8 protein-coding genes are annotated in these 8,268 nt (G+C 64.8%); all 8 read right to left on the minus strand.

All coding sequences use genetic code 11. From position 1 onward, the window contains the following. Positions 1-835, minus strand: an 835-nt coding sequence (gene rnc / locus G3N99_RS29945; RefSeq protein WP_206124181.1) for a ribonuclease III, incomplete at its 3' end; no start/stop codon positions are given. Positions 836-988: 153 nt separating this feature from the next. Further along, on the minus strand, positions 989-1,882 hold the full coding sequence (gene lepB / locus G3N99_RS29950; RefSeq protein ID WP_011351413.1) for a signal peptidase I: 894 nt from the start codon (positions 1,880-1,882) through the stop codon (positions 989-991). A gap of 16 nt (positions 1,883-1,898) precedes the next feature. After that, on the minus strand, positions 1,899-3,692 hold the full coding sequence (gene lepA / locus G3N99_RS29955) for a translation elongation factor 4 (protein ID WP_174943840.1): 1,794 nt from the start codon (positions 3,690-3,692) through the stop codon (positions 1,899-1,901). Between the two features lie 190 nt (positions 3,693-3,882). Beyond that, the gene (locus G3N99_RS29960) at positions 3,883-4,125 is read right to left on the minus strand and encodes a glutaredoxin family protein (protein ID WP_206124182.1); all 243 of its coding nucleotides are present in this window, start codon (positions 4,123-4,125) and stop codon (positions 3,883-3,885) included. Positions 4,126-4,132: 7 nt separating this feature from the next. Continuing rightward, positions 4,133-5,635: a DegQ family serine endoprotease gene (locus G3N99_RS29965; RefSeq protein ID WP_174944490.1), complete on the minus strand. Its 1,503-nt coding sequence runs from the start codon at positions 5,633-5,635 to the stop codon at positions 4,133-4,135. A 16-nt stretch (positions 5,636-5,651) separates the two neighbouring features. Next, positions 5,652-6,704 (minus strand): MucB/RseB C-terminal domain-containing protein, encoded by a 1,053-nt coding sequence (locus G3N99_RS29970; RefSeq protein ID WP_059527587.1) that lies wholly within the window; start codon positions 6,702-6,704, stop codon positions 5,652-5,654. Positions 6,705-6,709: 5 nt separating this feature from the next. Beyond that, positions 6,710-7,327 carry a sigma-E factor negative regulatory protein gene (locus G3N99_RS29975; protein ID WP_174943848.1) on the minus strand — a complete coding sequence of 206 codons (618 nt, stop codon included), beginning with the start codon at positions 7,325-7,327 and terminating at the stop codon, positions 6,710-6,712. Positions 7,328-7,413: 86 nt separating this feature from the next. Further along, entirely contained in the window at positions 7,414-8,013 is a 600-nt protein-coding gene (gene rpoE, locus G3N99_RS29980) for an RNA polymerase sigma factor RpoE (RefSeq protein WP_006490873.1), read from the minus strand. Positions 8,014-8,268 lie beyond the last annotated feature (255 nt).

An 8,268-nucleotide genomic window follows, 5' to 3' on the forward strand; every position in this document is an offset into this window, starting at 1 on the left:
CACCGGCCGCCCTCGCCTCGCGCGCCGCCGCGCGTTCCTTCCGCTCCGGCGAGCGCAGGTCGAGCGCTTCCTGCACGCCCTTCACGCCCGGCACGATTTCGGGTTCGACATGCTTCGACCCGCGCGCGTTTTTCGAGCGCTTCGGCTTCGCGGCCAGCATCGGCGCGGCCGCCATCACCTCGTCGAGCGCCTTCTTCGCGGCGGCCTGCTCGGCTGCGCGCCGGCTCGCGCCGGAGCCCGACACCTTCACGTCGAGCTTCGGCACCGTGCATTCGACTTCGAATTGCTGATTGTGCGCCGCACCATGCGTCGCGACCACCGTATAAGTCGGCAGCGCGATCTTGTGCCCCTGCAGGTATTCCTGCAGCAGCGTCTTCGCGTCCTTGCCGAGCGTGCGCGGATCGATGTGGTCGAGAATCGGGATATAGAGGCGCTTGATGACCCCTTGGGCGGCTTCGAAGCCGCCATCGAGGAACACGGCCCCGATGATGGCTTCGAACGCGTCCGCGAGGATCGACGGGCGGCGGAACCCGCCGCTGCGCAGTTCGCCCTCGCCGAGCCGCAGCCCGTCCGAGATATTCAGGGCCTGAGCAATTTCGTACAGCGACTGCTGTTTGACGAGGTTGGCGCGTACGCGCGACAGATCGCCTTCGTCCAGCTTGCTGAAACGCTGGAACAAAAGGGCAGCCACCGCGCAATTCAGAACGGAGTCGCCGAGAAACTCGAGCCGTTCGTTGTGCGTGGCACTGTGACTACGATGGGTCAAAGCCTGGCGCAACAATTCCGCATTGCGAAATTCGTAGCGCAGCCGGCTTTCCAACTGGGATAGGGGCATGTGCAGGAGTATAACGCGGGCGCCGGTCGGGCCGAAACGGCACGGCCGGACGCGAAAAGGCGTGACGAGGCGGTGTTACCGCCGGTTCTTAAAGTAGTTCGGCAATACGCGACGCGGCCCGTGCGTCGCGCATTGCGATTGAGTCGAATGCGATCAGTTGAAGGAACCGATGCGCTTCAGGTCGCTGAAGTTCATCCAGATGAAGAACGCACGACCAACGATGTTCTGGTCCGGCACGAAACCCCAGTAGCGGCTGTCCGCACTGTTGTCGCGGTTGTCGCCCATCATGAAGTAGTGACCGGGCGGCACCTTGCAGATCACGCCGCGGCTGTTGTACGTGCAGTTGTCGCGAAACGGATAGTCGTATGCGCCCATCACGAACGGCGGCACGGCCGGGTTGTTGAGGATCGCGTTCTTCTTGTTGCCGATCGTTTCCTCGAACTGCTTCGCGTAGTTCTGGCGCTCGTCGTCGAAGAAATCGGGCAGCGGCGTTTCGGGCACCGGCTGGCCGTTGATCGTGAGTTGCTTGTCCTGGTACGCGACGGTATCGCCCGGCAGGCCGATCACGCGCTTGATGTAGTCGACCGACTCGTCCTTCGGATAGCGGAACACGACGACATCGCCGCGCGACAGCGGGCTGCCCTGCGTGATCTTCGTGTTCGTGACCGGCAGGCGCAGCCCGTATTCGAACTTGTTGACGAGGATGAAATCGCCGACGAGCAGCGTCGGCACCATCGAGCCCGACGGAATCTTGAACGGCTCGACGACGAACGAACGCACGACGAACACCGCCAGGATCACCGGGAAGAAGCTCGCCGTGTACTCGAGCCACCACGGCTGGCGCAGCTTCTCGTCGCGCAGCTTCGAACGCGTCTGCACCGCGTTTTCATCCGCGAAACGCTTGTCGATGCGCGACTGCTGGCGATCGAACTCCTCGATCGCCGAGTCGGCCGCCTTGCGTCGCTGCGGCAGGAACACCAGTTTGTCCAGCACCCACGCTACGCCCGTCAAGACGACGAGCACAAAAAGAATCAGCGCAAAATTCATAAAAGGATCAGTCCTGTTATTTGTCTTCGACGCGCAAGATCGCAAGGAACGCTTCCTGCGGGATCTCGACCGAACCCACCTGCTTCATTCGTTTCTTACCCGCTTTCTGCTTTTCGAGCAGTTTCTTCTTTCGCGAAATGTCGCCGCCATAGCACTTCGCCAGCACGTTCTTGCGCAGCGCCTTGATGTTCTCGCGGGCAATGATGTGCGCGCCGATCGTAGCCTGGATCGCCACGTCGTACATCTGGCGTGGAATGATCTCGCGCATCTTCGCGGCCACTTCGCGGCCGCGGTACTGTGACTGCGAACGGTGGACGATAACCGACAACGCATCGACCTTGTCACCGTTGATCAGCATGTCGACCTTCACGACGTCGGCCGCACGGTATTCCTTGAACTCGTAGTCCATCGACGCGTAGCCGCGCGACACCGACTTCAGGCGATCGAAGAAATCGAGCACGATCTCGGCCATCGGGATCTCGTAGGTCAGTTGCACCTGACGGCCGTGATATTGCATGTTGATCTGCGATCCGCGCTTCTGCTCGCACAGCGTGATCACGGAGCCGACGTAGTCCTGCGGCATGTACAGGTTCACCGTGACGATCGGCTCGCGAATCTCCTCGATCTTCGGCGGCTCCGGCATCTTCGCCGGATTCTCGACCTTGATCGTCGAGCCGTCGCTCTGCACGACCTCGTAGACAACCGTCGGCGCGGTAGTGATGAGGTCCATGTCGAACTCGCGCTCGAGCCGCTCCTGCACGATTTCCATGTGCAGCAGGCCGAGGAAGCCGCAGCGGAAACCGAAGCCGAGCGCCTGCGACACTTCCGGCTCGTACTGCAGCGACGCATCGTTCAACTTCAGCTTCTCGAGCGATTCGCGCAGTGCGTCATACTGGTTAGCCTCGACCGGATACAGCCCCGCGAACACCTGCGGCTTCACTTCCTTGAAGCCCGGCAGCGGCTCGACAGCAGCCTTGGTCGCGTGCGTGACGGTGTCGCCGACCTTCGCTGCCGTCAGTTCCTTGATGCCAGCGATGATGAAACCCACCTGCCCGGCCGACAGCGTTTCGAGATTGCGCGACTTCGGCGTGAACACGCCGATGTGCTCGACCGGATACTGCGCGCCGGTCGCCATCAGCTTGATCTTGTCCTTCGGGCGCAGCGTGCCGTTAACGATGCGTACGAGCATCACGACACCGACGTAGTTGTCGAACCACGAATCGATGATGAGCGCCTGCAGCGGCGCGGCCGGATCGCCCTTCGGCGGCGGCACCTTCGCGATCAGCGACTCGAGCACGTCCTCGACGCCGAGGCCTGTCTTCGCGCTGCAACGCGTCGCGTCGGTCGCGTCGATGCCGATCACGTCCTCGATCTCCTCGATCGCGTTTTCGGGGTTCGCGGCGGGCAGGTCGATCTTGTTCAGCACGGGAACGACCTCGACGCCGAGCTCGATCGCCGTGTAGCAGTTCGCGACCGTTTGCGCCTCGACGCCCTGGCTCGCATCGACGACCAGCAGCGCGCCTTCGCATGCGGACAGCGAACGGCTGACTTCGTACGAGAAGTCGACGTGCCCCGGCGTGTCGATCAGGTTCAGGTTGTAGACCTTGCCGTCGCGCGCGCGATAGGACAACGCGGCAGTCTGCGCCTTGATCGTGATGCCGCGCTCGCGCTCGATATCCATCGAGTCGAGCACCTGCGCTTCCATTTCACGGTCGGCGAGGCCGCCGCATACCTGGATGATGCGATCCGCGAGCGTCGACTTGCCATGGTCGATGTGCGCGATGATCGAGAAATTGCGAATATGATCCATTCAGTGCCGATCAAGCGAAAAAGGCGCGCTCGACGACTGCGGAGCACGCCTTGTAAGTCGGTGAAAAAACGGCTTATTTTAGCCGAAAAGGCCTTCGCCGGGCGGTATTTCCTACGCCGGCCACGCGGTGGCCCGCTGGAGGCACCCGCCGGGCCGGGCCCCGTGCGAAACGACACCCGCCAGCGGCAGGTCAGGCTCGGCGCCGGGCTTTCAGCGCATCGCGCACCCGTGCGTCGTCGAACCGGTGGCGGCATACCTCCGCCCCGTCCAGCAGCAGCACGGGCACGTCCTCGTCGTAGCGGGCGACGAGTGCCGCATCGGTGTCGATGTCGATGTAATCGACCGCGATACCGAATTCGGCCGCCACCGGCGCCAGTGCGTCGCGCATGTCGTCGCACAGGTGGCACCAGCCGCGGCCGTAGAGCGTGAACATCGGCGCGTTACTTCTGGCGCGGCCGCACGGGCACGAACTGCGTGTTGTCGCCACGCCGCACGAGCACCGCGACCGCCTTCTGCGGATCGAGCTGCGCGGTCACGTCGGCAAACTGCTTCGCGTTCGTGATGTCGGTGTCGCCGACGCGCAGCACGATGTCACCGCGCTGCAGACCCGCACGGGCGGCCGGGCCGTCGACGCCGTCGATCTGCACGCCGTTCTTCAGCTTCAGCGTCTTCATCTGCTCCGCCGTCAGGTCACTGACCGTCAGACCGAGCGAATTGGTCTGGCGCGGCTTTTGCGGCGCGTTCTTGCGCTGCTCGGCCTTCGCCGTCGTTTCGGCCGGCGTCTCCGCGATCGTGATCGGCAGATCGCGTGCCTGACCCTTGCGCCATACGCTGACCGTCGCCTTCGTGCCGGGCTTCGTGTCGCCGACCATGCGCGGCAGGTCCGACGCCGTATCGACCGAACGGCCATTGAACTTCAGGATGATGTCGCCCGGCTGGATGCCCGCCTTGTCGGCCGGACCGCCCGGCTCGACGCTGCTGACGAGCGCGCCCTCGGCCTTCGGCAGCCCGATCGAATCGGCCACGTCCTTCGTCACCTCGCCGATCGCCACCGCGATCCGGCCGCGCGTGACCTTGCCCGTCGCCTTCAGCTGGTCAGCCACGCGCATCGCCTCGTCGATCGGAATCGCGAACGAGATGCCCATGAAGCCGCCGGTACGGCTGTAGATCTGCGAGTTGATGCCGATCACCTCGCCCTGCATGTTGATCAGCGGGCCGCCCGAGTTGCCGGGGTTCACGGCGACGTCGGTCTGGATGAACGGCAGGTAGTCGCCCGTGTTGCGGCTCTTCGAGCTGACGATGCCGGCCGTCACCGTGTTGTCGAGGCCGAACGGCGAACCGATCGCGACGACCCACTCGCCGACGCGCACCTTGTTCGAATCGCCGATCGCGACGACCGGCAGGTTCGACGCCTGGATCTTGACGACCGCGACGTCCGTGCGATCGTCGACGCCGATCAGCTTCGCCTTGAATTCGCGCTTGTCGGTCAGCGTCACGTAGATGGTGTCCGCATCGTCGACGACGTGCGCGTTGGTCATCACGTAACCGTCGGCCGACACGATGAAACCCGAGCCGACGCCGCGATTCTGTTCGGTGTCGGGCGGATTGTCAGGCGTCGGCGCGTTCTTCGGATTGCCGCCGCCATTGCCGCTACCGTTGCCGGGCGCCTGCGGCAGCGGAATGCCGAAGAAGCGCCGGAAGAATTCCGACATGTCGCCGTTGTCGAAGCCCGGCGGGAGCATCCCGCGCGGGCCGCTGCTCGTCGGCACGTTGGCGGTGGTCCGGATGTTCACGACGGCCGGCCCGACCTTTTCGACCAGGTCGGCGAAGTCGGGCAGGCTGGCAGCGGGAGCCGTCACCGCAAACGCGGTATGCGGCACGAGCGGCAGGCAGGCAGACAGCGCCGCCGCCGCGAGCCATTTGCGCAGCGTGAGTTTCATCATGTCGGAAGCCGTAGCGTTACTTGGAAGCCTTGTATTCTATGGCAGACGCGAACTGCTGCAACGTAGCCGGCGGCACTTCGCCGAGCACGGTGATCCAGTAGTCGCCGCGGCGCTTCACGAGCACGTTCGTTGCACCGGTGCTGCCCGCGCCTTCCTTGCGCGTATTCTTTTCGGCCGGCTCGATGAAAACCGAGATCGTCGCGAGACCGTCGGTGAAGACGGCCTGATCGACCGGGATCGGCGGCTCGCCCGCGTCACGCGCGGCCATCGGCCTGCGCACTTCACGAATCTTCTGGAAACCGGCCACGCTCGGGGCGAGCTGCCAGCCCTGCGCTTCCATGTCGACCGTCGCGACCGGCGGCCGCACGACCGTCCAGCCGCTCAGGTTGCGCATGCCGGCCGCGATCGCGGCCTTGTCGCCGCTTGCGCCGCCCGTCTGCAATTGCGAGAACGCAATCTGCTCGAGCACGTGATCGTTCGCATCGAGCGTCTGCGAGCGCAGCAGCAGCCCCGTGCGCGCGTCGGCCCACAGCTTGTACGTGAAGCGGTACGCATCCTTCGGCACGAGCTCGACGACCTGCGCGTCGATCCCCGCCACGCGGTCCTTGCCGAGCGACTTCGCGTCGTAGACGGACATCACGTGCTCGCCGCTCGCGCCGAGCAGCGCGGGGAACGAGTCGCGCGTCTGACGGCGCTCGACCACGCACAGCTTGCGCTCGGGCACGAACGTGTACAGCTCGTCGTTATGTCGCAGCAGCTTGCGCGGCTTGCCGTCGAGCGTCTCGATGCGCTCGAACTCGCCGTCGCGGGACGCGACGTGCGCGATGCGCGACGACTGCACATACCCGCCGCGCTGGTAGACGAACGTGCCTTCGTAGCTCTGCTGCTGCGCCGCTTGCTGGACACGGTCGAGCCAGTCGGCGGCACCCTTGCGGGTCGCGACGGGATCGTCCGGTTGCTGGGCGCTGGCAGGAAGGGATTGAACGGACAACAGGGCGGCTGCGCAAAGCAGGAGGGCCGGCAGCCGCTTCCATCCGGAGATGGCGTGATTCAACTGCAATGTCCGCATCGGGTTTATTGGCCTGGCGTGGTGGTCACGGCAGCGCGGATCAGCGGCATCGAACCCGTGACAACGGGCTGCTGCGCGAATTGCTGGTGCGCTTCAAGGTATTGGTCGAGGCTGGCGTCGCGGATGATGTTGACGTCCTGCAGGCCCGGCTGGGCCGATGCCTGCGCAACCGTCACGCGCTGCAGGTTGCCGCCTTGCGGCGCACCGGCCGACGCGACCTGGACGGCGCCCGGGGCACCGGCCGTCTGCAGCTGCGGGACGACGATCCACGTCAGCGTGGCTGCCGCGGCAGCGACCGCGAACGCGGGCACGACACGCCGGCGCAGCGATAGCAGCTTGCGCGCGACGGGTGCGGCCGCCGGCGCGAGCAGGTGCGGCTCGCTTTCGAGCGCAGCCGACATGCGCGCGGTGAACGCGACGCTCAGCGCGGGCGACAGCGCGAGCTCGTCCGAGCGCAGCGCATCGCCGATCAGGTGGTATTGGGCCCACGCAGCGCGATCCGCGCGGTTGAGCTCAGCCAGAAACTGCCCGTTGTCCGGGCCATCGAACATTTCGCCGTCGACCAGCGCGGAAAGGCGCTCGCCGCGCGAGCACGCTTGCGACTGCGTATTGACCGACCCCATGATGCTCCCCATCTTGCACACCCCGTCGTGACTTCACGACTCTATCCGTAACTAGACCCCGACCCGCGTCGCTCCGCCTGTCGCGCTTACCAGCGCTTGCCTTCGGGCGTATCGAGCAGCGGACGCAATTTGGCAGCGATTGCCTCGCGTGCGCGGAAGATCCGCGATCGGACCGTCCCGATCGGACAGCCCATCATTTCCGCGATCTCTTCGTAGCTCAGGCCCTCGATCTCGCGCAGCGTAATTGCCTGGCGCAGTTCTTCGGGCAGCAGAGCCATTGCAGCGTTGACCGTCTCGGCAATCTGCTTGCTCATCAACATCGACTCAGGCGTGTTGATATCCCTTAGTTGGTCTGCGTCGGAGAAAGTTTCCGCTTCCTCCGCATCGGCCTCGGTCGAGGTCGGTGCCCGGCGGCCTTGCGTCGCAAGGTAGTTCTTCGCCGTGTTGACGGCAATTCGGTACAACCACGTATAGAACGCCGATTCGCCGCGGAATTGCGGCAGCGCACGATACGCCTTGATGAACGCGTCCTGGGCCACATCCTCGACCTCGGCGGGATCCCGCACGAGGCGCGAGATCAGCCGAATGATCTTGCGGTGGTATTTGGAGACCAGGAGTTCGAACGCTGCCTTGTCGCCCTTCTGTACGCGCTCGACCAGAGCCTGGTCGATTTCTTTTTCACTCACCTGACAAATCCATTAACTAGGGATGCAACGCGGAGCAACATTGTAGCGTTCCCGCGCCGGACGCTGGTTACGGTCGGTAACCGCGCCGCCGTCACGCCCGCCCCGCCGCGCCCGCCGTCCTCGCCAGCACGGAAAGCGCGCTGAACGATGCGGCGTCGAGCGCATCGGCCGGAATCAGCAGCGGCCGGGCCCGCCGGGCACCCTGCCCGACCGACAGCACCAGCAGCAGGCTGCTCCAGTGCGCATGACCCGTCA

It is taken from the genome of Burkholderia sp. Ac-20392, assembly GCF_017104585.1.
Lineage (GTDB): Bacteria > Pseudomonadota > Gammaproteobacteria > Burkholderiales > Burkholderiaceae > Burkholderia > Burkholderia lata.

Bases quoted from the DNA above. Each gene is read 5' to 3' on its own strand.
- lepA (WP_174943840.1), bottom strand. From the start codon at position 3,692: ATGGATCATATTCGCAATTTCTCGATCATCGCGCACATCGACCATGGC.
- G3N99_RS29970 (WP_059527587.1), bottom strand. From the start codon at position 6,704: ATGCGGACATTGCAGTTGAATCACGCCATCTCCGGATGGAAGCGGCTG.
- G3N99_RS29975 (WP_174943848.1), bottom strand. From the start codon at position 7,327: ATGGGGTCGGTCAATACGCAGTCGCAAGCGTGCTCGCGCGGCGAGCGC.
- G3N99_RS29960 (WP_206124182.1), bottom strand. From the start codon at position 4,125: ATGTTCACGCTCTACGGCCGCGGCTGGTGCCACCTGTGCGACGACATG.
- G3N99_RS29965 (WP_174944490.1), bottom strand. From the start codon at position 5,635: ATGATGAAACTCACGCTGCGCAAATGGCTCGCGGCGGCGGCGCTGTCT.
- lepB (WP_011351413.1), bottom strand. From the start codon at position 1,882: ATGAATTTTGCGCTGATTCTTTTTGTGCTCGTCGTCTTGACGGGCGTA.